The sequence below is a fragment of the Nostoc sp. genome (assembly GCF_036917975.1).
Lineage (GTDB): Bacteria > Cyanobacteriota > Cyanobacteriia > Cyanobacteriales > Nostocaceae > Nostoc.
Genome location: NZ_JBALEJ010000030.1, coordinates 81,476 through 103,682 on the forward strand (window position 1 = coordinate 81,476; position 22,207 = coordinate 103,682).

Consider the following 22,207-nt stretch of genomic DNA (forward strand, 5'->3'; position numbering starts at 1 on the left):
TCTCAGGAACCACAAACACTAACTTCGTATTTCGATATAAGACTACCACTATCAAAGCCTCTCTTCTTTAATAAAACTTTATATGTACCGATCATGAACTATACTTTCCGAAGGGACTTGAATATAAAAGCTTTACATAAAGTTACGTATATTTATCAAGCCTACAAGTAAAGTTTCAGAGTTAGAAAGTAAGTTATACCAATTTTGTATGAAGATGCATAGAATATTAAACGAACCGCCAAGTACGCCTTCTCTACGAGAGGCTCCGCCAACGCGCAGCGTCTCGAAGAGAAGAGCGCCAAGAATAGAGAGTTACTCATTTAGTGCAGCTTCACATGAAATTGGTATTAGTAATCCCGTAATGATTCGTTTTAGAAAAAATCTTTCATCATGAAAACAAAATTATTGAACACTCTCGCAGCTGCGACAACTTTGGCAGGAATAGCTGCAACTTCTGGACTAGCTAATGCAGCCTCTCTCTCGTACACTAGTTCCCTTGATTATAAATTGACAAATATCGTTGATGCACCTTTGAGCATCCAACAATTTAACTCGTCTTTAGGCACTCTCAAGGGTGTAACGATAGGATTTACTGGCGACATACTTGGAAATGCAGGTTTTGAAAACACAGGTAATACTTCAAGTCCGGTGACAGTAAACCTTGCCAGTCAACTCGCCTTAAAACTAAATAATCAGTCTTTATTTGCACTCAATCCACAAAATAGCTTCAGTTACGAAGTTGGTCAATTTGACAACACCATTGATTTTGGTGGTACATCTGGAAAGACTGTTTCCGGACTAACTGCCACAAAATCTGGTACTCAGTCTTTCACTGATACCCAATTATTGCAGTCTTTCATTGGTAATAGCAACATAGACTTTTTGTTTTCAGCTACAGCCAATTCAGTAGTTTCAGGTTCGGGCAACATAGCAGCTTATGTTCAAACACTTGCCAAAGCAAATATCAAAGTAACTTATGACTACGATGATGTTAAATCAATACCTGAACCCTCTGCTACACTTGGAGTTGGTTTAATTGCTGGGCTTTGTCTGTTGTCACAACGCAAAAAAAGTTGGATAAAAGGGTAAAATTCATAGACTTTCTGGAATAATCGGTTTTTTCCATCCTTTCTATCCGTCAAGCTCTCTAATTTAAATTAAAAACCCCAATTTTTTCGATAATTGGGGTTTTTTGTTATGATTAATATCCAGAATTTTGAGCAATTTTGAACAATATTTAAAAAATACTATAGCAATCTGATTTGATTTCTGAATTACTCGTAGAGGTAAGGGACTAGGGACTGGGGACTGGGGACTGGGGACTGGGGACTGGGGACTGGGGACTGGGAAGAAGGAATAAAGGTGTACTGAGTTTTGTTCAAAAATCAAATATGAGTCCTATATAGGAATCTAAAATCTTGTGATTCCGCATCCTTATGTTATAAAAATTTAAGTTGAGTAGAGAACCCAATTTTTGTTATTACTCCCCACTGGTCGTTAGACCCTGTTAACCTCTTACTGGAACTTAAAATCTAGGAAATTATGCAGAAAGCATCTGCTACTCATTTGGCATCTACCGATTACCAGGCTGCTGCAAAAGACATTAAACTACTAGTTTTGGATATAGATGGCACGATCGCCGGACACTCTAACACCATCAGTACAGGTGTCAAGCAAGCTATTGTGGCAGCGCAAGCACGAGGAATTCAAGTGGCGATCGCAACAGGTCGAATGTATCGTTCAGCTTTACGCTTTCATCAAGACATCGGCTCTACCTTACCATTAATGGCCTATCAAGGAGCCTGGATTCAAGACCCAATCACCCAAAAAATTCATCGCCATTGGGTTGTTTCCAGGGAAATCGCCTACCAATTAATCGACTATTTTGAACAACCTGAGTTGCGATCGCTTTTGTCTGTCCACTTTTATATCAACGATCAGCTATACGTCCGTGAGTTAACGAAAGAAACCCAAATTTATGCAGAACGTTCTGGTGTGATCCCAATTCCCGTAGGTGATTTGCGCCAAGCCTTAACGAATGAACCAACAAAAATTCTTGCTTTATCTGATGACACTGACGTAATCGACAAGCTATTAGGAAATTTACGCCGTCAGTACACACCCGCCGAACTTTACTTAACAACATCTGTAGCTACTTTTTTTGAAGCAACTAACGCTTCTGTAAACAAGGGGACTGCTGTACGTTACCTAGCTGAAGAGTTGTTGGGATTACAGCTAGCCAACGTGATGGCCATTGGCGATAACTTCAATGATGTGGAAATGCTGGAATATGTTGGACTTGGTGTCGCTATGGGTAACGCACCAGCAGCAGTGCAAGCGATCGCACAGTGGGTAGCTCCTAGCGTAGAAGAAGATGGGGCAGCAGTAGCAATTGAAAAGTTTTTGCTGTAGTGAAGGTATTTTTTCAAACCTAATCCATATAAATCAGAAAGGACACCGACGACTGGCCGTGTTTCGTCTCGGTGCCCTAGCTGGTTCGCTCCTCACACTCCTGCTAATGTAGCCGAGGTGGTGCATTGAGTCAATAGCTATATAAAAAGTTTTTATTTTTGCCTAAGCCAGATTACCCATTTATAACTCCAAGGGCGCAAAAACCCGCAAGTTTTCCTCTAGAACATATCTTAATACTGACTGAGTAGCCATGAGCAATCCGAGTCTGGCTTGGGCTAGCTCTGGTGATGTAATTTTCACCTCACCCCAAATCCGGCAATTAGACCAAAACTTTTCAAAAGCTTGGCTCAAATTCAGGGCTACTTTTTCCCATTTCACAGAACCACTAACATCAGGGCACTCTATGTTATCTACCACTTGTATTAATTCGTCAATTAGACGACGCTCATCTGGGTGATTTAGCCGCAATGTCCCGTCACAATTAAGCCAAGGTATGGGGTTGGGAAAGATAACATCCCAAAAATCTGGACTAGTATTTGGAACCGGTTCTCTAAATTTAATCAATCCCTCTCGATGAGCCAGAAGCACTAGCGAACAGCAGCGTGCATGGGCATATTGAATAGGGAATAGGGAATTGGGCATTGGGAAAGAGGAGGCAGGAGGCAGAAGGCAGAAGTTCTTTAATTTTGAATTTTGAATTTTGAATTTTGAATTGATTTCTCCCCTCGCTCCCCGCTCCCTGCTCCCCTGCTCCCCTGCTTCTTTCAAACTCCCAACTACGAGATTTTGTAACCAAGTCGCTAAGGTTGAGTGAGTTAATTCAAAATGCATCCAACCAGGCGGAACTACTTGGATGCTAAAAACGTCCTCACAAATCCCTGATAAATCAGAAGCGATCGCACTGGCAAGCTCCATCGCTTTTCGATTCTGAGATTTTGATAGTCGCAAGGACACACTTGAGGTGTATAAAACTCTATTATCATCTCTACCTTTATATAGAGGAATTTTTTCATCTTTTATGCATATATTTTCGGGTTTATAAGTATCAATACTTATTGATTTTATTAAATGACTGTACAATAGCTGTTTTATTGACTTATATTTGCTAATTGGTAATCTATAATGCACGTAATTTTATTTAAATAGTCATGTAAGATATATTTGTTACATTTCTGTCATCTAGCTTGCGGTATAAATTTAATTAAGATGAAGAAAAATGAGAAGAGGATAAAATTTGATGAATAATCGATGAATAGTAAGTAATCTTTACTACCATCATTGTACAGTAGGAAGTATAACAAAAGAGTAGAGAGTTAATTTGCTTTCTATTCTTTGGATTGGCTGGCGCTTGTTAGGCGTTAAGCCTGCCTCGTCAACACAAAGACACTCCTTGCACCCTTTTGTTTATGTCTTTGTCTTCAGCCGAACGCTCTTTGTTACCTATGCAATCTCAATCCTCCTTTTCTGAGGCATCACGGCCTTTTCTGACTTGGCAACGCATTCTTGACTGGGCTCAAGAACACTACCGCTGCCGCACCTTTAGCAAAGATGAGCGCATTCCAGCCCGGCCTGGATTGCTGTATTTGGTGCAAAGGGGTGCGATCCGCATGGTAGGAACCGCACAAGTTAGTGCGACTGCTAGTCAGCTAACGTCTCGACGAATCAACAGAACCCCAGAAGAAGCGTTCTTGGGTTTTGTGGGAGCGGGACAGCCATTTGAAATTGTTGCTCAATCACCATTCACACTCCAGGCTTACGCCCATGTTGATCAAACTGCGGTGCTGTGGATGTACTGGCACGATTTAGACAATTGGCCTCACTTCCGTCGCGAAGTTATGGATGCCTTTAGGTATCAGCACCAGCGTAAGCTGCTGTGGTTGAGTGCCTTGGGACAACGCCGCACAATTGACCGACTTTTAGGATTTCTCACATTGTTAATTGAGGAATATGGAGAGCCAGCAATGAGCGACACTGATCCTGATGTGATTCGCGGCTATGCTCTGCCCTTCCCCCTCACCCATGCCCAAATTGGTAGCGCGATTGGTTCCACTCGTGTTACCGTCACCCGCTTGATGGGTAAGCTGCGTCAACGTGGTTTAATCCTGACTCAAGGCGATAACCTCATTTGCTTGCCAGCAGAGTCGATTAATAGAGCTGGTTAAAGCACAGTTCAGAGCGGCGATTTCCGCCACTCTGTCTTGAGTGCGATGGGCTACGCCCCAACCGAAGCGATCGCAAGAGTCAGCGAATTTTGACAAACCCAGCTTGGCTAATTAATTCCTGTCCTTGCTCAGTCAGCAGTAAGTTGGCGTAAGCGACACCTGCTTGCTGCTCAGTCTGACCATTCTGTTTGACCACCACAAACAGATTGCGGGTAATCGGGTATTTTCCTGATTGGAAAGCATCAATGTTCAATTTGTTCCGTTTCCGAGGACATTCAGACGGGAGGACAGAAGGTTCTTGGTATGGTGCAATGTATTGTCCTTGCGTCCGCCCCAACGGCAAGGCTTTGATTGAACATTGAGGAATCACCTCTGGGGCAGAAGCGTAGTAGATACTGGCAGGACTACCAGCCAATTTTTGCAAGGCTTGGGTGGTTGTGGAGATAAATTCCACATTCGGGCTGAAAGCTTGACCACCCAAGATGTCTTGGACAAAAAGCTCAACCGTACCGCCATCAGCAATGCGGCGGGAATAGGGCTTAATCGGGATATTGGGGCCGCCCACCTGGCTCCAATTATTGATTTTGCCTGTGTAAATTGACTTTAACTGGTCTACCGTTAGTCCTGGGATATTCAAGTTGGGATTAACCGCGATCGCTAAACCATCAATTGCCACAGGAATTTGTTTTAAACTAAACCCACGCTGCTGGGCACGGCTTAATTCCTGATCTAGAACTGGTCGGGAGGACTGGGCAAAAGCTAGTTGACCGTCTATTAGGGACTGAATGCCAGTACCAGAACCAGGAGAAGCATTGCTAGGTTCGACATAGCGCAGCCGCAACTCTGGCCGCGCGGCCTGGATTGCTGGATCAACTACTAGTCGAATTGGTGCCCAAGATGTACTACCTCCGTAATTGAATAATCCTGTAGGAACATCTTTTACTAAAGAGAAAGTCCCGCCGCTAGGTTTTCCTGATGTGGCTTGGGGCTTGTTTGTGCTACCAGAATTAACTGTATTTAGCTCCAAACCAGACTTTCTGCTGAACCACCAAAAGCCGCCAGCTACTAGCCCGACGGTGATTAGGATGGATAATACAAGAATAGGTATTTCATTTTTTTGAGACATAGTAAATTCCCCCTGCGTCCATTCAATAATAAGTGGCTGGCTGGATAGGTTCTTGCTACTTGAGATTGTATTTGGACGATGGGTGTTTTATAAGAAGAATTCAGAACTCAGGAGCGGAGCCGGAGACGTTTCCGTTGCTCCGGTCAGAATGAGCGTATGAATTCTGTACGAGTCGGTAATGAATATTGGTTAAAAGCGAGTGGAATGGTGGGCGAAAAAAATTAAAATATTCTCGCCTTAAAACTCTATCCCTTTATGGATAGAGTATTCACCAATTCTGAATTCTGAATTCTGACTCCTGTTTTATACCTCTATTAACTTGGTTGAAATTACTCAAGGAACGGACTCAGAAGAAGTCCTCCCTGGAAATGGTTCGTATTTAATCCGCGATCGAGCTTGAGTAGAGAGCCTTTCCCCAGATGGCGATCAAAGATATCGCCATAGTTGCCTACAGATCCAAGAACGCGGCGCTGCCAATCCTTATCCAGACCTAAATCTGGTGCGGAGATCGGCATTGCCCCAGCACCGCCCGCATACCAGCGTGTTTCCGTTCTCTCTGCGTTGATTAATGTATGTACAGTCCAGGCGACGATCGCTGACCACTGGCCATCCTCGGTTCCAGTCGCGGCAATCACCGGAAAGGTCGTCAGTGGCTCTGGAAGGATGCGGCTCGATAATTGGTTTACCCCAGGGTCGAGGCGGATATTTGCAAGGGTCGTAATCTCGCCAACAATGGCATGGCAATTTTGCACGTTGTATGTATCAATCATTTCCCCATCCTCAGAGAACGGGCGACGGAACCAGTTTTTGTGGAGCGCACCGAAGTAAGCCGTGAGGCTCCGCTCAACCGGACTGCCAATCATAAAGCAGATGCTTTCTCCGGCCAGATCGCTGACGTGGTGTGCAGCCGAGGTGGATGCCACCATCACCGCATTCGATTCTACGAAGATAGTCGGGCCAGGCAGCAACTTACCAGCTAGTTTTTGCTCCTCAATCTCCGATCCTGTAAGAAAGAATACGTCATCCTGTTGGTTACGCACCGCGTCGAAGTCCTTCTGTGTCTCATACTCGTGATATTCGATCCGGTCAGGAGATCCCAGCACGGCGGCAGCGATCGCACGACAGATATCGACATTTAGACCACTCCAGCCACCTGCCTCGGCTTGAGTTGCTAGACCTGTCCGCTCAACACTGCCACAGCGAACCACATTGCGTTCCTTCACACGTTTGATGACGGAACCCGCCTGAGCGTCGGAAATCGAGCAGCAGACACCAAACAGAGTCAGGAAGATTAACAGAAAACGCATGAATTATCCTCAAGGAATGTCGAAAAACGGGGGACTGGGGATTGGGGATTGGGGATTGGGGATTGGGGATTGAGACCCCAACCAAATCTTATTCATTTCTTTACTTAGTGCAATCAAAAGGTGTCTTGGGTTGAAAGATGGATGGGGTAGTGTGCCCTATCCATCTTTGTTTTTAAGGGTTAGCGGCTGGATAAGTGCTTGGTAGCGCGTTGAAACCCTTGGGGATGTTGTTGACGATTCCCTGGCGCTTGTCCTCCGGCGTGATTCCGATGGCGCGGCAGCCTTCACCGCCGTAGTGCGGTAGTGTGTTCACAACACTATCTGGAATCTTCGCAAAGGAGGCTGGTAGTGGTGGCGATACACCCAGTAAGCGTTTGGGATCGAAGCCTGACAGTAAGCTGTCGGTAATTGGCGAATTGATGTCCCGTGGGCCGAGGTACTTCTGGTGGAATCCTGGCGGGCCGAATTTGTTGAACTCTGGGGAGTTGCCAGCAGCGAGTGCCTGTGCCTCATCAGGCAAGCTGGCAAGGGCAGGCAAACCAAAGATCGTGTTGATTGTCTCGATCACCGAGTTGTGGTCGCCCTCGACGTGGGAGACGGCGTGCGTCCGGGCATAAGGTGAGATGAGGATTAGCGGTACACGGACACCACGGGAGAGTGGCAATCCATCAGGGCCATAGGACAAAATCCTTGGTGGAACATGGTCGTAGAAGCCATCAGACTCGTCGTAGGTAATGATGATGGCACTCTGCTGCCAGATTTTCGGATTTGACGCGATCGCATTAATTGCCCTAGCTGCCATCCCCTCACTGAGTTGGCGATCGGTATAGCCTGGATGGTCGTCATCACCTGACTTCGCGGCATTAATCGCAGCGATTTCATCCGCAGGGGTATTGGGGTTGGTGATCGGCGGCTTCAGACCTTGCTGGTTCGTGTAGCCGCCACGAATGTAGAACACGCCGCTTTTGGGTAGGGTATTGTTGGCGATGTCGCTAAAAAAGTCATTCAGCCCCCGAAGATTTTTGCTCACCTGCGGCGTGTTGGCAATATAGCCGAAATACTGTGCGCCGTTGTGATGGGTGACATAGGCATTGTGGGAAGCAATACCGTTGGTATCGGTCGGTTCGAGATCGTAGCCTTCTTGATACCAGCGCCAATTCACAGGCTCAGTCTGGAGTTGGTGGATATAGGGAATATCCTGTTGGATGTCGGCTAGATCGAATAAAGGATTCCTGTTACCAGCCAAGACTGACCGAATATCGCGCCCCTGGAAGGTGAGTGGCAGACTGGCGAAGGTCAGGTTCGAGGAGATGTTGTTATCAGCGTAGCTCTCTTTCGTACCAGCAGGTTGCTTGTTATCTGTCGTTGTGTCGAACTGGGAGCCATAAAAGGGCTGTGGGTCATTGACCAGGGGTACTCCCTGCGTCGTGCCAGTGTGACTACCTACAGTGTAGGATTGGCCACTCGCACCGTGCTTGACCCATTGCGTTTCACCCGCCTGCCCTGCGAGCATTGCCACTGCATTCGGGGTTGAGGGTGTGTCTTCAGTTGCAAAAATATTGTCAAAGACCGTGAAGCGACTAGCCCACTTCCAGAAGAACGGAATGGTGTCGCAGTCGATGTGCGACATGACAAGACGCGCGAACTGCTTGCCTTCAGCAATGTTGGCGGCTCCACCCTTCGACGCGAAGCGCGTGTACTCGTCGTAGACGAACTGATCCATCTGTGGTTTGCCGTCCACAACATGGATCTTGGTTGCTAGTCCAGTGTGTGAGTGGTCAACGCTGTCAACGGCGCTGGCGTTCTGTTCAGCTCCGATTCGGAATGGCTGAACTGTAACGGTTGCGCCGCTAGCATCCGTGTAGGTCTGGGTGAAGCCCGGCGTTTTCTCTGAGTTACGAGGCTTTTGTCCATCTGAGTAGAGTCCGTTCACACCAGGTAATGTGCCATACTCGTTGTCGAAGGAGTGGTTCTCGTTAAAAATTACGAAGACGTACTTGATCCGCTCCTGAAGCAGCCTTGTGAGTAACTTCGGTGGTAGCTGGGGTTCCCTGCCTGGATCGTTTAAATATCGCGCCACGTCTGGCGTTGCATCTGGCTGGGTCGTAATGGTTGATTTTGGTTGCGAAACTTCCCGTGGAGAGGAATCCTCCGCGCTCGCCGGGACGATTAAGGACGGAAGCAGCAAGAATGTTAGAGCAAAATAGAACTTCGTAAATCGTCTCAAAGCACATCTCCTTAGCAATTTCTATCGAGCTAATATCGCTATGCGGACTTCAGTCATATACCGCAAACATTTGATTGATTGAGAATAGGTATTTTGGTTACGCCGTGCTTTATTGGTTACGAAATTTAGAAAAAATTAACACCGTTGAAGATTAGCAAAATTATGCTGTTATTTAAGCTTTTTGCTTTCTTTTTAGCGACAAACCGATAGTAGCAACAACTACTGTTCCGGCAAGGGTTTGAGGTTCAGGAACAGGCTCACTTTTAGCGAAAGTAACGGCAATAAGTCCCGAACTTTGGACACTTCCAAGGTCACTGTTGTCCAAAAATTTGCCATTATTAGTACTACCTGTACCTGTGAAATTGCCGTCAAAATCCAGTTCCAAACTGTACAAGTTATTGTTTTTGCCTGTCAATAAACCTGCGTCTGAAAAAGAAAGTATGTTCTCTTGAATGTAAGCTGTATTACCAGCTAAACTGTTGGATAATGTTCGTAAAACAGTATTGTCTTTGACTAAGTTCACTGTCCAATTTGCCAAATCGACAAAAGAATTAGAAGCGGGTAATTGATCTACATCTACTGTGTAAGTTCCATTAAAAGAGGCATTTGCTAAATTCACAGGTAGCCCTACTGAACCATCAAGAGGCGCAGGAGCAAAATCTCCTGAAATATTAAATGTTTTCAAATCTACAGCTTGGGCAGGATTTGTGCCAATGGCTGCAAGTATAGCAAAACCAACTGCTGCGGTGGCAGTTGCTTGCGATAGCCTTCTTAGAGGTGTTGCACTCAGCATAAGTTGGGTCTTAATATTTTTGCCCATAGTTTTAGTTAAGTGTGCTTTTTGCACACCGAAAATAATGCCAAAGTGAAGAGACTCCTATGGCTAGGCTTGAAGGTATAAAGAAAAATCCAGAAATGACTGCACCTATAATTTGATACAATTTTTATCACATCAAATTATTCTTGATTTTCCCCACAAGGGACAAGCTATTAAACCACTTATCCATTAGCCTTCTAGTTTCGGTAGTTACTCCCACCTCACCAGTTGCTCAAAATCTCCACTTTTGTATTTTCTTACCTGAAAATTAATGACAAGTTAAGAAAAAGCAAAATTTATCGTAAATTGAAGGGTTTAAGAGGCTGTTTGAAAAGTCTAATTTAATACCAGCCCTGGCGATTAGAAATCGCGGCTACACGAGACTTTACCCACCTCCGTGGGTTGAAGAACTTGATTTTGTCTGCGAATTATATTCGCTCAAAACTTTTTAAACATCCTCTAAGGCAATACGGTTCGGATAAGGTTTTTTGATGACACGCCCTAGACCGCAAAGACGCGATAAATCGCCGTCTTTACAATAATTATTCCTTTGTAGAGACGGCGATTTATCGCGTCTCTTGCCTTAACCGAACCGTATTGGGGTTTAAGCCAGCTATCTCTATGCGTAGTATCAGTTTCAGTTGGGGTTTAAATCCCAGTCTGTTCGCATAGCGTGCCGTAGGCAAAATGTTTTGAATTTTGAATTGTTATTGGTGATTAACGTACTGGTTCAAAGTCATAACCAATACCAGAGCGAGAACCAGGAACAATTTTTACAAGTTGGACTGGCGCATTGCGATCGCCTGATGCTAAAAACCGAATTGTACCAGAAGCGCCGTTAGCAGAAAAATCAGAGGACGCCAATGCTTCTTGGACTCCTAATCGCGTCGGATTACGTTCTAATGACTTAATTAAAGAGACAGTGGCATCATAACTAAGGGCGCTTCGCCAACTCACATCAGCACCCCATAGATGCCGCGATTTCTGAGGAAAATCTGACTTGGGATCGCCATCAATATGCCAGGGAACTGCCACTACCATTCCCGCAGCTTGCTCTCTGCCAATTTCTAAAGTTTTAGCAGTGTAAACATCATCTCCCGCCAGCAGAGTTAATTTTTTCTGATTAATCTGAATTACTTGCAACGCTTTATCCAGAGTTTCAGTATTAGCAGCTAACATCAACACTTCTGCACCTTGTTTAGTTGCTTGTTCTACACTTTTAGCTGCACTAAAATCAGCCTTGGATAAATCAAATTCGCTGGATACTTGTCCACCCTCTAGAGAAACAGATGAGACAAACTCTGACTTTAAAGACTGGCTATAATTACTTTGAGAATTAAAGAAAACCACTGCATTTTTTTTCTGCAAAGTTTTCACCATATAGTTAGCTAAACTTCTCGCAGCCATAAAATCACTGGGAACCGTGCGAAAAACATAGCGGCTAAAGTTAGAAATTTTGACAGATGTGCTGGTAGGAGAAATTGCTACAAGTTCTCCAGAATTATAGATAGTACCTGCGGCTAAGGTAGAATCGCTAGTATTCGGCCCAACTACACCTAATACTTCGGAATTGCTGACTAGGTTAGAAGCGATTTGCTTGGCTATTTCTGGATTTTCGTCGTCGTTAGCTATCCCTATTCTCAACCGTACTCCCTTGATTCCCCCAGAGGTATTAACTTCATTTTGGGCTTGGGCGATGCCACGTAAAATTTCTAAAGAAGTATTGGGATCAGTGCCAAATGGTACAGAGGCCACAATGGTATAGCTCTTAGAAGAACCGATGCGGGCATTGTTAAGAAAAATTAATGCTTCTGGATCGTTACGGTTGAGTTTTAGGGCAGCAGTGAAATTAGCGATCGCCTGATCATAACTTTTAGCAGCGATCGCCTGTACTCCTTCTTTTTTCACTGGAGAAATGTCACCTGGAGTCAAGGATTTTTCCCCAAAACTAATGCGGTCTTGTAAGGATGTATTGTTACCTGCGTCCTGATTTGGAATGGCAGTATTACCAATTTTGACCCCAGAGTTTTTAGTAAACAACCAAACACCACCGCCAACTATGCCAACTGTTAGCAGCAAACTCAAGGCTAAAATTTTGATTTCATTCTTTTGTGACATGAACAAGTTTGAATGAAGTAAAAATGTTTATTATTTGTAGAACTTATAGATTAAGATAAAAAACTAACTACTCCAGACATAGAGAACACGGAGTCAATAAGAGTTTTTGCATAAGTCCTAATTTAATTATTTGGCTAAATCTAACCATTTTGATCATTTAATTCTGACAAATCCAGCTTTTTCGATCAGTTCTTGACCTTGGGGTGTCAGAAGCCAATTTGCATAAGCTTCCCCAGCTTGCTGATCTCTTTGACCATTCTGTTTAACAATTACAAATAAATTGCGGGTAATTGCGTAGTCTCCACTCCGAAATACTTTAGTATTCAACTGATTACGCTTACTTGGGCATTCAGATTGAGGTATAAATGGTTCTTGGTAGGGAGGCACAAATTGACCGCTTATCCGCCCTAATGGTAGAGACTTAATCGTACACTGGGGTACAATCTCTGAGGCAGAAGCATAGTAAATTGCGCCAGTATTTATTGCTACTTTTCGCACGGCTTCTGTGGTCGTACCAATGTAACTAATGTTGGCAGCAAAATTCTCTTTATTTAAAACATTTTCCACAAAAAACTCTACTGTACCCCCAGCTTGTTGACTGCGAGAGTAGGCTGTAATTGGTAAATTTGGGCCACCCACCTGTTGCCAATTAGTAATCTTACCTGTGTAGATGTCTTTGAGTTGAGCGACAGTTAAACCTGGGATATTGAGATTTTGGTTAACTGCGATCGCTATACCATCAATGGCCACCGGAATTTCTTTCAAACTAAATTCTTTTTGTTTAGCTTCGGTATTTTCTTCAGCTTTCACTGAGCGAGAAGATTGAGAAAAAGCTAGTTGATTATCTATCAACATCCGAATCCCAGTTCCAGAGCCGGCTTGGACTGAAGGAGGTTGAGTATAGCGTAAAGTAAACTGAGGGCACAGGCTTTCTAATACTGAGTCTACATCTTTACGAATGGGTGCCCAGGTTGTACTACCACCATAGTTAAATGTTCCCTCTGGGAGATTTGGCACATTACATCTATTGTTGTTGACAAACTGGTTTATGGGATTACCTGTGTTGCTATTCCCTGAAGCTTTAGAAACATTTCCGTTTAATTGCGCCCACCGTTCCATAAGAAACCATAGACCACCAAAGATTAAACCAATGGTGATGAAAATGGCTAAAAAAAGACTAAGTGTTTCGTTTTTCTGAGACATTATGTAGCTGTTAGCACCAGGAGTTTTTAAAGTAGGAGAGATAATAATTTATAAATAAGTCGAAATATGGCTGTCAGTGAAATAGCTACTAAGCCAGCTGCAACGGCTAAAATAACCACCGGCACAATGTCAAGACCACCCCGTAAAAATGGGAGAAAAAAAATAATCGCAAAAGTAATTGTGGGAATAATTAATAAATCGAACTTTTCAATCCACCGCCTAGTTTGGGCAAAAATTAGTATACCTAAAATCAGGGCGGAAATAGTAAAAACAATTATTGTTGATTTTACTAGACTGAAGAGGGCGATCGCGATTAATGCACCCTCAAATCCACTAAATGCCGCCCCACCCAACAATTCCAATGTAGAAAATGCTGGTTGAGTTGATGAACGGCGGGCGAAAATACTGGAACCTTTGGATGCTTGTGGCGGGAGTGTTGCAGAGGGTGAATTAAGTTGTGTCGGTGCTAAAGCCTGTGAGTTAAGGGCACGTAGAACTTCCTGGGCTGACTGGAAGCGCTGATTAGCAGCAGGTAGCAGCATTTTATCGAAAATGTCAGCAAGACGGGGGTTGATATTTACTTGCGATCGCCATTTCCACTGGTTGCTATAGGCATCAAATAGTTGAATTGCTTCCTGATGTGTTAACAAGGTAATCAGAGTGACAGCTAAAGCGTATAAGTCCGTAGATGGAAATACTTGACCTCCAGTCATCTGTTCAGGCGGTGCAAATCCCATAGAATAAATTCCTGTGGAAGAAGCCGCAGAAGCAGCGTTTGTTACTTGCTTGACTGCACCAAAATCTAGTAAGAAAAGTTTACCATCACGACGACGCATGATGTTTGAAGGTTTGATATCTCTGTGGATAATGCCTCTGTCATGGACAAACTCTAATACTTTCAGGATTTCTTGCAATACCTGTAACACTTGCTGTTCAGAGAATTTGCCCTGTTGAACTAATTCTTCCTCTAGGTTTTGCCCATCAATGTATTCTTGCACCAAGTAAAAAAATTGGTCTTCTAGTCCTGATTGCAAGCTATTAACTATTACTGGAAAGAAGGCAAATAAATCAGGAATTTGCTCGTGGTCGTTACCAAGCTGTGCTAAAACTTCTGCTTCTCTCTCAAACATTAACTGTGCTTGTTGCAGCTGAGTTGAGGTTAAATTTCCTGCTGGTTGAAACTGCTTAACCACGCATTGACGCATTCCTGGTATTCGGCGATCGCGTGCCAAAAAGGCTGCTCCAAAACCGCCCCTTCCCAATAGCTTTGTTGGCACGTATCGACCATCTAGCATCAGTGGCATACCACAGGTAGTGCAATACTTCTGCTGAGTTGTTTTCAGTGTCGTAATATCGTCTAAATCGGCAAAATAGTTTTGTGGGCGTGGACAACGTGGACGAGTGCAGTAAACTTCCATTTTCGTGATTAGTCAAAATAATTCGTAATTGATAATATTCATCTTCTCTACGAGATGTTACGCCAATAGCGAGAAGCAAGCTACGTAATTCGTAATTAGTTCAGGTTACAGAGCAGCTAAATTTATTAATTGCAGAACAGGAAACTTTTTTCCTGATATGAAACCCTTGGCTTGTCTACGGCATCCTGTACAAACATCGATGGGTTAATAATTACGAATTACGTTAGCGTAGCTTTAGCGACAGAGGAGCGTCATTACGAATTATTTGGTCATTTACAAAAAAACAAAGGACAAGTGACTAATAACCTGATTTTAGTCTTCGCCGGATAAGCTGGGTGTTGCTACCTCCAATGTAGTTAATACTATGTTTTTTTGTGCTAATTTTAACACATCTTGATTCCATCCTGGGTTAGCGAACTGGGGCAAAATTTCTTGACTAAAGGCTTCTGCGGCCTTGGATCTATAGCGATTGGGATTAAAAATCAGCCACAGTGTCCGTTTGACAACTACACCTTCAATGGGGGTACGGTGCAAAACGCCCATTTGTAACTCTTTAGCGATCGCACTAGTTGAAACAAAAGCAGCCCCTAAGCCAGATTGCACAGCATTTTTAATCGCTTCAATGGAATTCAATTCCATTTCAACTTTAAAACGTCTGGTATCAATTTCACAGCGTCCTAGCACTTGGTCAATTACTTTGCGGATAGTCGATTGGGAATCTAGGGCAATGAATTGTAATTTATATAGGTCTTCTTTTTGGATTTTTTCAAGTTTGGCGAAGGGATGAAAGACAGGTAGAATCAGGGCTAGTTCGTCTTCAGCGTAAGGAATAACTTCTAAAGATTCTGAAAGTTCCCCAGGAATTTCACCGCCGATAATCGCCAGATCAACTTGTCCATTCGCGACACTCCAAGCAGTCCGCCTGGTAGAGTGGACGTGTAATTGCACTGCCACATCTGGATATTTTTGTCGGAACATGCCGATCATTCTGGGCAAGAGATAAGTGCCGGTGGTTTGAGAAGCACCGACAATTAAAGTCCCACCTTGGAGATTTTGCAAATCCTCGATGGCGCGGCAGGTTTCCTGACACAGACTGAGGATTTTTTCACCGTAGCTTAAGAGTAGATGTCCGGCTTCGGTTAATTGGGCGCGTCGTCCTCCGCGATCGAATAAGGGGACATCGAGTTGCCGTTCGAGATTTTGGACTTGCAAACTGACGGCGGGCTGGGAGACGTAAAGACTATCAGCGGCACGCTTGAAGCTTCCTTCTTGGGCGATCGCTTTTAAAATACGTAACTGATCTAAAGTGAAAGGAAGGTCAGACATAAGGCTCAACCCACAAACTTTGAAAGGAGCGGATGCACACAACAAATCAGGTTTAGCAGCAATCAGCTGGGTATGATTTGCTGCATATTGAACTTGAAGGCTTGACTCGAAAAAGACAGTGGCACAACATCTTGACTAAAGTCCCCTTTTGAATACTTTGTGGTATTGGTTGTACTGAATTCAATTTTCTTTAAATTACTTCACTCGTTTATATGCCGTTGATTTCTTGGTTGACACCCAGTCATTTTGTCATACTGGGGTTACAAATAGTTTTTGCGATCGCTCACAGTGGAGGCGCTGCTTTGCGTCCAAGGGCCGAAAAATACATTGGCCCAAGGCTTTATCGCATTCTCTTTGCATTAGTCAGCCTACCGTTGGCTGTGATATTAATTATTTACTTTTTTGGGCATCGTTATGATGGTTTGCAACTTTGGCAGGTACAAGGAGTGCCAGGAGTGCGAGAATTTGTTTGGCTGCTGTCAGCAATCTCGTTTTTGTTTTTATATCCTGCTACCTTCAATCTACTAGAAATTGCTGCCATTCAAAAGCCCCAAGTTCATCTCTACGAAACAGGAATTATTCGGATTACCCGTCATCCCCAGATGGTGGGGCAAATAATTTGGTGTGTTGCCCATACTCTCTGGTTGGGAACTACCTTTACCCTTGTGACTTCCCTTGGATTGGTGTTGCATCACTTGTTTGGGGTTTGGCATGGGGATCGCCGTTTGAGCGATCGCTATGGCGAAGCTTTTGAAGTTGCCAAACAGCGGACTTCAATTATTCCCTTTAAAGCAATTATTGACGGGCGTCAATCTCTCAAATGGCAGGAATTTCTCCGCCCTGCCTATTTGGGAGTTACCATTTTTATCGCTTTGCTTTGGTGGTCGCACCCTCTGTTACAGGAAGCAACTAGTAGGATAGGATGGTAACTCTAGATGATCCCCAGTGTCAGCAAAAATCCGAAATAGAGGAAATTTCAGCTTATCAATTGCCCCAAATCAATGTAGGATAAATTCAAACACCTATAAATGGGGGTGCATTGAGTCAGTTTGAAATTTTATATTGGTAGTCGTTGGTCAGTTGCCTTTAGTTGGGAAAACGTGGCAGATTCAGTTAAATCTCCAGGCAGCCACGGCAATCAGGAGTTTAACATCCAAAAAAGCCAGCGCGATTTCCACGGTGGCTTTTTTGTCAGAGATACATTAACGCGCTCATTTTTTCTGTGTCCTGAATGAAATTTTTGTCCTGAAAGCATCTATCGGCATTTAATGACTTGCCAATCTTTCACTTCAGTCCTGATAGCTAGTTTGATATAAAAACCTTATAATCCAAGAGGCGTCATGGTGTTGTCGGTTAATGAGCGGACATTTACTCAAGAAGTTTTAGAATCTCCTATTCCTGTTTTAGTTAATTTTGAAGCACCTTGGTGTGGCTTGTGTCGGATTATCCACCCACTATTGTTGGAATTTCAAGCCCAATGTGGGGAAGAAATTAAATTAGTTGGGGTTAACGCCGATCAAAATTTTAAATTGTCTACTACTTATAGGCTAAAATCACTACCTACTTTACTATTGATTAAAAATGGCACTGTTTACCATCGCTTGGAATGCTTTAGCGGCAGAGAAGATTTACGTCTAGCTTTAGAAGAGATTAAAGCCAGCTACAGCAATTGCCCGAAAATCTACGCTAGTTCCAAAGCAATGGATTTAGAATATCGATCAGCCTGAAGAGAGTGCTGAGTTGCGAGTGCTGAGTACTGAGTGGGGAATCTCAGTTCTTTATTTAGCACTCAGCACTCCTAAAAGGTATGTGGCATTGGGCAAAACAGTTCCGAGTTCCGTTAGCGGATAGCTAAGGTTGAGCCAGTGCTGAGTAGGGAATCTCACTTCTTTACTACCTCTTCGGGGCGGGAGTAGGGAGTAGGGAGTAGGGGATATATTAGCCCTCGATTTAGGTTTAAAGCCGTACAACTCTTAGAGACGCTACCGCGTAGCAAGATCCCCGTAGGGGTACGTCCCGCTACACGCTAACGCCTGCAAGTGGCGCGAACGCGAACAGCGTCTCGTCAGAGAAAAAATCCTTGTATTGCATATTGGTTGAAACCCCGCTTTTCGGAAAAGCTTTCTTAGTTTCCCTACTCCCCACTCCCTACTCCCCACTCCCTTTCATTCAGCACTCAGCACTCCTGAAGGGTATGGGGCAAATGACCAATGACCAATGACCAAATCTAAAACCATGCTTAATACCCCACCCAATCAGTCTTGGGTGGGTTATTTTATGCTAAAGGGTGTGTGTCACAATTATTAACAGTTTCGACACACTAATCAAGAATTCTAAAAGTAGGCGTCAGTGATGGAAGTAATCTATCAGTATGCCTGGCTGATTCCAGTGTTCCCGCTTTTTGGGGCAATGCTGGTCGGTCTAGGGTTAATCTCGTTGAATCAGGTGACAAACCGCCTCCGCCAGCTTAACGCTGTGGTGATTATCTCCATGATGGCAGCAGCTATGGGGCTGTCGTTTGCCTTGTTATGGAGTCAAATTCAAGGACACGCGCCTTATCTTCGCACCTTTGAGTGGGCAGCAGCAGGTAATTTTCACCTGAGCATGGGCTACACTATCGACCACTTGACAGCCCTAATGCTGGTGATTGTCACAACGGTAGCCTGCTTAGTCATGCTTTACACCGATGGCTACATGGCTCACGATCCCGGTTACGTAAGGTTTTACGCCTATCTCAGTTTGTTTGGCTCTTCAATGTTAGGTCTGGTGGTCAGCCCCAACCTAGTACAGATTTATATTTTCTGGGAACTGGTCGGGATGTGTTCCTACTTGCTGGTCGGCTTTTGGTACGATCGCAAGTCAGCAGCCGATGCCGCGCAAAAAGCTTTTGTAACCAACCGCGTGGGCGACTTTGGTTTGTTACTCGGAATTCTGGGGCTATTTTGGGCAACAGGAAGCTTTGATTTTAATATCATGGGCGATCGCCTCGCCCAACTCGTAGAATCAGGTTCTATCAGCAATTTTCTCGCTGTCTTGTTTGCGATTTTAGTTTTCTTAGGGCCAGTTGCAAAATCAGCCCAATTCCCTCTCCATGTCTGGCTACCAGACGCAATGGAAGGCCCCACCCCCATTTCTGCCTTGATTCACGCGGCAACAATGGTGGCGGCGGGTGTGTTCCTAATTGCCCGGATGTACCCAGTATTTGAAGACGTTCCAGCCGCAATGAATGTCATTGCCTTTACTGGGGCCTTTACGGCGTTTTTGGGGGCAACCATTGCCATTACCCAAAACGACATCAAAAAGGGCTTGGCTTACTCCACCATTTCCCAACTGGGTTACATGGTGATGGCAATGGGCATAGGTTCCTACAGTGCCGGATTATTCCACCTGATGACCCACGCCTATTTCAAGGCGATGCTGTTCTTGGGTTCAGGTTCAGTAATTCACGGTATGGAAGGTGTTGTTGGACACGACCCCGCCTTAGCTCAAGATATGCGCTTGATGGGCGGATTGCGAAAGTATATGCCCGTCACGTCAATTACCTTTTTGATTGGTTGCTTGGCAATTTCTGGTATCCCGCCCTTTGCTGGTTTCTGGTCAAAAGATGAAATTCTGGGGAAGGCTTTTGAAGCTAACCCACTTCTCTGGTTCATCGGCTGGCTAACTGCCGGGATTACTGCTTTCTATATGTTTAGAATGTATTTCTCGACATTTGAAGGCAAATTCCGGGGTACTGACGAGAAAATCAAGCAAAAACTTAAGAAGGCGACAGCGACAATTGTCCTGGAATTAGAATCACAAGAACCAGCCCCGAATTTTGGGCCTGGGGCGATGAAGAAAGGAGAATTGGCTGCCACCGGTGAGCATCATGATTCCCATGACTCCCACGGGCATCACAGCGACTCCCCCCACGAATCGCCGTGGACAATGACCCTGCCGTTGGCACTGTTGGCTGTGCCTTCGATTTTGATTGGTTTGGTGGGAACTCCTTACGCCAATTATTTTGAAGAGTTTATCTTTCCTCCTAGCGAAACCCTCTCCGAAGTTATAGAAAAGGCTGCCGAGTTCAATCCGACGGAATTCTACATTATGGCGGGTGCCTCAGTGGGAATTTCCTTAGTTGCGATTACCTTAGCCTCGCTGATGTATTTGCAAGGGAAAATTGACCCGGCTGCGATCGCTGCTAAAATCAAACCACTTTACGAGTTATCCCTCAACAAGTGGTACTTTGATGACATTTACCATCGGGTTTTTGTCCTCGGCTTGCGTCGCCTAGCTAGACAAGTTATGGAAGTTGACTTCCGCGTTGTCGATGGTGCTGTTAACCTCACAGGCTTTTTCACCCTTGTTAGCGGTGAAGGTCTGAAGTACCTAGAAAACGGTCGCGCTCAATTTTATGCCTTGATTGTGTTTGGGGCTGTTTTGGGCTTAGTGATTGTCTTTGGTGTTACCTGATTTTAATCGGGGTGGGCGATCGTCCACCCCTAAGTTTTTTAAAAGTAGCGAATAGGCGAATGATAAAGAAGAAATACATTTACTGGCAAGATGATGATATGTGGTTAGGTTATCTCGAAGAATATCCCGACTATTGGACTCAAGGTGAAACTGAAGAGGAGTTAAGAGAAAATCTACTCGATATTTACAATGAATTAACAAGTGGAACTATCCAAAATATTCGTAGAGTTGCAGAACTTGAAGTTTCATGAAACGAAGAGACTTAATCAGTAAACTTGAAGAAATGGGTTGTATCTTCGTTCGTCATGGTGGCAAACATGATTGGTATCAGAATCCAATAACAAAAATATCTCAAGCTGTTCCTAGACATAGGGAAATTAAGGAGCAACTTGCAAAACATATTATTAAGATGCTTAACGATGAAGCAGGCTAATGCTTAGAATAAAAGGTACTCACTATGACCCTTGAACAGCTTGAAGCCGAAGTTCTTGCACTTCCAAAAGATTCTCAATTCACGATAAGGTGAGCAGTTTGACCTCTAGACATCCGGTTGATAAGCTCTTGAATAGGCTTAAAGGCATGAAGTTATTGCTATGGGAGACAGATTACACAGTAGATAAATGATATGCGATCGCGGGCAATAGAAGCCCAACTTTAGGAAAGATGATGAAATGCCTAATTTGTCAGTATGGAGAAACTAAACTAGGTTTAGTAACTGTGACATTAGAAAGAGATGAATGTATTATTGTATTAAAAAAAGTTCCAGCAGAAATTTGTGATAACTGCGGTGAATATTATTTAAGTGATGCAGTTACAGAACAGGTTTTAGAAAAAGCAGAGTTAGCTGTTAATAATAGAGGAGAATTGGAGATTATTAGATATTTTGAGTTAACATAGACATAAAACAAAGTAATTGTTTATTTTAAATTATGCTATCTCAACCAATTTCAACAGTTTTACCCCAAATACACAAAAATTTAAAACAACTCTATGGAGAACAATTAGACAAACTAATTTTATTTGGTTCACAAGCCAGAGGAACAGCACAAACCGACTCAGATATTGATATTTTAATTGTATTAAAAGATGTCTTTAACTATTCTCAAGAAAGTGAAAAAATAAGTCAAATTATTGCTGATTTATGTTTAGAATATAATGTTTTAATTAGTTGTGCTTTTGCTACTAGTGAACAACTAGAAAATTATAATAGTGGTTTCTTTCGTAATGTCAGACAAGATGGGTTATTAATATGACCCCTGAACAACAAAGACTTCTAGAAAAAGCGGAGAGAAGTTTGCAAGCAGCAGAAGAACTCAACCAAAAAGGTTTTGCTGAATTTGCAGCATCTCGTGGCTATTACGCGATGTTTTATATTGCTACCGCTTTTTTAGAAGGGGAAGGACTTGCTTACTCTAAACATTCAGCCGTAATTGCTGCTTTTGGAGAAAGATTTGCACGTCCAGAGCGAGTTCCTCGTGAATTTCATCGTTATTTAATTGATGCAGAAAGAACTCGTTTACGCGGTGACTATAATACTGATCCTAATATTACGCAAGCTGATGCCGATCAGATTATTCAAAGAACTATCGAAATTCTTAATTTTGCCAAAGCAAATATTGACTCTTTATCCTCTTGA

21 protein-coding genes are annotated in these 22,207 nt (G+C 43.7%); 12 read left to right on the forward strand and 9 right to left on the reverse strand.

Features of this window, described 5'->3' with window-relative positions:
• Positions 1 to 390 precede the first annotated feature (390 nt).
• Positions 391 to 1,089, forward strand: a complete 699-nt coding sequence (locus V7K76_RS14085) for a PEP-CTERM sorting domain-containing protein (protein ID WP_334779075.1) — start codon at positions 391 to 393, stop codon at positions 1,087 to 1,089.
• A gap of 453 nt (positions 1,090 to 1,542) precedes the next feature.
• Positions 1,543 to 2,412, forward strand: a complete 870-nt coding sequence (locus tag V7K76_RS14090; RefSeq protein ID WP_334779076.1) for a Cof-type HAD-IIB family hydrolase — start codon at positions 1,543 to 1,545, stop codon at positions 2,410 to 2,412.
• Positions 2,413 to 2,592: 180 nt separating this feature from the next.
• Here the strand turns inward: V7K76_RS14090 and V7K76_RS14095 are convergent, their stop codons facing one another.
• Positions 2,593 to 3,327 (reverse strand): DALR anticodon-binding domain-containing protein, encoded by a 735-nt coding sequence (locus tag V7K76_RS14095; RefSeq protein WP_334779077.1) that lies wholly within the window; start codon positions 3,325 to 3,327, stop codon positions 2,593 to 2,595.
• Between the two features lie 527 nt (positions 3,328 to 3,854).
• Between V7K76_RS14095 and V7K76_RS14100 the strand changes: the two genes are divergently transcribed.
• Positions 3,855 to 4,574: a Crp/Fnr family transcriptional regulator gene (locus tag V7K76_RS14100; RefSeq protein ID WP_334779106.1), complete on the forward strand. Its 720-nt coding sequence runs from the start codon at positions 3,855 to 3,857 to the stop codon at positions 4,572 to 4,574.
• A 79-nt stretch (positions 4,575 to 4,653) separates the two neighbouring features.
• Here the strand turns inward: V7K76_RS14100 and V7K76_RS14105 are convergent, their stop codons facing one another.
• From V7K76_RS14105 to V7K76_RS14140, 8 genes are all read right to left on the reverse strand, one after another.
• Positions 4,654 to 5,700, reverse strand: coding sequence for a PstS family phosphate ABC transporter substrate-binding protein (locus tag V7K76_RS14105; protein WP_334779078.1), 1,047 nt, complete (start codon positions 5,698 to 5,700; stop codon positions 4,654 to 4,656).
• 329 nt (positions 5,701 to 6,029) lie between these two features.
• Entirely contained in the window at positions 6,030 to 7,007 is a 978-nt protein-coding gene (locus tag V7K76_RS14110) for a hypothetical protein (protein ID WP_334779079.1), read from the reverse strand.
• A gap of 172 nt (positions 7,008 to 7,179) precedes the next feature.
• Positions 7,180 to 9,234 (reverse strand): phospholipase C, encoded by a 2,055-nt coding sequence (locus tag V7K76_RS14115; protein WP_334779080.1) that lies wholly within the window; start codon positions 9,232 to 9,234, stop codon positions 7,180 to 7,182.
• A 172-nt stretch (positions 9,235 to 9,406) separates the two neighbouring features.
• Complete coding sequence (locus V7K76_RS14120) at positions 9,407 to 10,054, reverse strand: PEP-CTERM sorting domain-containing protein (protein WP_334779082.1); 648 nt, start codon at positions 10,052 to 10,054, stop codon at positions 9,407 to 9,409.
• Positions 10,055 to 10,768: 714 nt separating this feature from the next.
• Positions 10,769 to 12,169: an ABC transporter substrate-binding protein gene (locus V7K76_RS14125; protein WP_334779083.1), complete on the reverse strand. Its 1,401-nt coding sequence runs from the start codon at positions 12,167 to 12,169 to the stop codon at positions 10,769 to 10,771.
• 153 nt (positions 12,170 to 12,322) lie between these two features.
• Positions 12,323 to 13,372, reverse strand: coding sequence for a substrate-binding domain-containing protein (locus V7K76_RS14130; RefSeq protein WP_334779084.1), 1,050 nt, complete (start codon positions 13,370 to 13,372; stop codon positions 12,323 to 12,325).
• A 26-nt stretch (positions 13,373 to 13,398) separates the two neighbouring features.
• Entirely contained in the window at positions 13,399 to 14,790 is a 1,392-nt protein-coding gene (locus V7K76_RS14135) for a serine/threonine-protein kinase (protein ID WP_334779085.1), read from the reverse strand.
• Positions 14,791 to 15,102: 312 nt separating this feature from the next.
• Positions 15,103 to 16,116, reverse strand: coding sequence for a LysR family transcriptional regulator (locus V7K76_RS14140; RefSeq protein WP_334779086.1), 1,014 nt, complete (start codon positions 16,114 to 16,116; stop codon positions 15,103 to 15,105).
• A gap of 212 nt (positions 16,117 to 16,328) precedes the next feature.
• Between V7K76_RS14140 and V7K76_RS14145 the strand changes: the two genes are divergently transcribed.
• The 9 genes from V7K76_RS14145 (at position 16,329) to V7K76_RS14185 (ending at position 22,207) form a co-directional block, all read left to right on the forward strand.
• On the forward strand, positions 16,329 to 17,045 hold the full coding sequence (locus V7K76_RS14145) for an NnrU family protein (protein ID WP_334779088.1): 717 nt from the start codon (positions 16,329 to 16,331) through the stop codon (positions 17,043 to 17,045).
• Positions 17,046 to 17,165: 120 nt separating this feature from the next.
• Positions 17,166 to 17,351, forward strand: a complete 186-nt coding sequence (locus V7K76_RS14150) for a hypothetical protein (RefSeq protein WP_334779090.1) — start codon at positions 17,166 to 17,168, stop codon at positions 17,349 to 17,351.
• 105 nt (positions 17,352 to 17,456) lie between these two features.
• Positions 17,457 to 17,843, forward strand: a complete 387-nt coding sequence (locus tag V7K76_RS14155; protein WP_334779092.1) for a thioredoxin family protein — start codon at positions 17,457 to 17,459, stop codon at positions 17,841 to 17,843.
• A gap of 625 nt (positions 17,844 to 18,468) precedes the next feature.
• Positions 18,469 to 20,571: an NAD(P)H-quinone oxidoreductase subunit 5 gene (locus V7K76_RS14160; RefSeq protein ID WP_334779093.1), complete on the forward strand. Its 2,103-nt coding sequence runs from the start codon at positions 18,469 to 18,471 to the stop codon at positions 20,569 to 20,571.
• A gap of 59 nt (positions 20,572 to 20,630) precedes the next feature.
• Positions 20,631 to 20,822: a type II toxin-antitoxin system HicB family antitoxin gene (locus V7K76_RS14165; RefSeq protein WP_094339619.1), complete on the forward strand. Its 192-nt coding sequence runs from the start codon at positions 20,631 to 20,633 to the stop codon at positions 20,820 to 20,822.
• Positions 20,819 to 21,004, forward strand: a complete 186-nt coding sequence (locus tag V7K76_RS14170) for a type II toxin-antitoxin system HicA family toxin (RefSeq protein ID WP_094329073.1) — start codon at positions 20,819 to 20,821, stop codon at positions 21,002 to 21,004. The genes V7K76_RS14165 and V7K76_RS14170 overlap by 4 nt, the downstream gene beginning before the upstream one ends.
• A gap of 233 nt (positions 21,005 to 21,237) precedes the next feature.
• Positions 21,238 to 21,468, forward strand: coding sequence for a type II toxin-antitoxin system MqsA family antitoxin (locus V7K76_RS14175; RefSeq protein ID WP_334779107.1), 231 nt, complete (start codon positions 21,238 to 21,240; stop codon positions 21,466 to 21,468).
• 32 nt (positions 21,469 to 21,500) lie between these two features.
• Positions 21,501 to 21,824, forward strand: a complete 324-nt coding sequence (locus tag V7K76_RS14180; RefSeq protein WP_334779094.1) for a nucleotidyltransferase domain-containing protein — start codon at positions 21,501 to 21,503, stop codon at positions 21,822 to 21,824.
• Positions 21,821 to 22,207, forward strand: a complete 387-nt coding sequence (locus V7K76_RS14185) for a HEPN domain-containing protein (protein ID WP_334779095.1) — start codon at positions 21,821 to 21,823, stop codon at positions 22,205 to 22,207. Before V7K76_RS14180 ends, V7K76_RS14185 begins: the two co-directional genes overlap by 4 nt.